Source organism: Pseudomonas sp. PH1b, assembly GCF_000633395.1.
In the GTDB taxonomy this organism is placed as follows: domain Bacteria; phylum Pseudomonadota; class Gammaproteobacteria; order Pseudomonadales; family Pseudomonadaceae; genus Aquipseudomonas.
The window spans coordinates 1-944 of record NZ_AYMU01000070.1 but is presented as its reverse complement, the minus strand read 5'-3'; the positions used below and the strand labels follow the sequence as shown (position 1 = coordinate 944).

The window sequence follows — 944 nt, the reverse complement described above, 5'->3', positions numbered from 1 at the left end:
GAGTAACCCGCAAGAGGTAATTGCTGCCTTTAATAGCGCCAAGCAGGATGCAGAGAACTTGGCGTTTTTGTACGAATTACAGGGGAATCCTGGCGCCGCTCTTGAAGTCAGGATGAAGTGGGCCACTGAGTTTGCACTGAATTTTGCGGTTATCAACCGGGTTGGCAAACTTGGCAAGGTTGCAAACTCGTTGCGGGACCAAGAGTTGGCGGCGAAAGGTTCGACTAGTAGTCCTGTTTGGAGCAGCAGTGAAGGTGCTTATGGTGGAAAGCTCACAGGGAAGTATTCTGCTGGGTCAACAACTGTTAATGGAAAGGTGGTAGATAGCACTGGAGACTTTACTAGTGGACTGGCTGTAACGGAAGCAAGTGGTTCTGCTAAGCTTCTAGAGGAAGCTGATCGGCGGCTGAAGGAATATATAGGCACGTTTGGTAGTTATAAGCCTCCAACTGTTATAGGTGCTGTGGATACTCAGACAGGGAGTATAGTTACAGCTTCTAGTGGCTCTGTACCAAGCAAGATTGCTCCTGAATTGATAGAGTATGCCGAAAATTTGGGGGGCTTGGGAGTTAAAACGGGATGTGGAAATACACTGGGGCGCTGTGCAGAATTTCGAGCAGCCAATGAGTTGCTCTTAAATAATCCAAAGCTAAAATTAGCTGATATAAAATTCACTTCTGCCATTCGTCCAAGAACAGGCGAGGTTGTTAAGCGTTGTGAAAATTGTACGAATATGTTTGGAGGTGAGTAATGGAAATGGATGAAGAGTTTTTAGAGATTAATGATCTAGATTGGTTTGCGTCTTATAAAAATGGAATGCTTGCTCATTTTGCAACTTCAGGTCGAGGGTATGTACCCGTATCGGTCAGGCGTTCTATTGCTGGCTATGAGTTGCTTTATGGCTTTTTTGAATCTTTGCCTGAAAGTGTAGGTTTTGAAGTTAT

Annotated in this window: 1 protein-coding gene and 1 pseudogene; both read left to right on the top strand. The window is 44.9% G+C overall.

Going from position 1 to position 944, the window contains the following annotated elements; genetic code table 11:
• A partial coding sequence (locus U873_RS37045; protein WP_177330345.1) for a hypothetical protein occupies positions 1 to 751 on the top strand: 751 nt, incomplete at its 5' end.
• Positions 751 to 944: pseudogene (locus U873_RS36480) on the top strand (hypothetical protein); the annotation flags it as partial. The gene U873_RS37045 and the pseudogene U873_RS36480, both read left to right, overlap by 1 nt.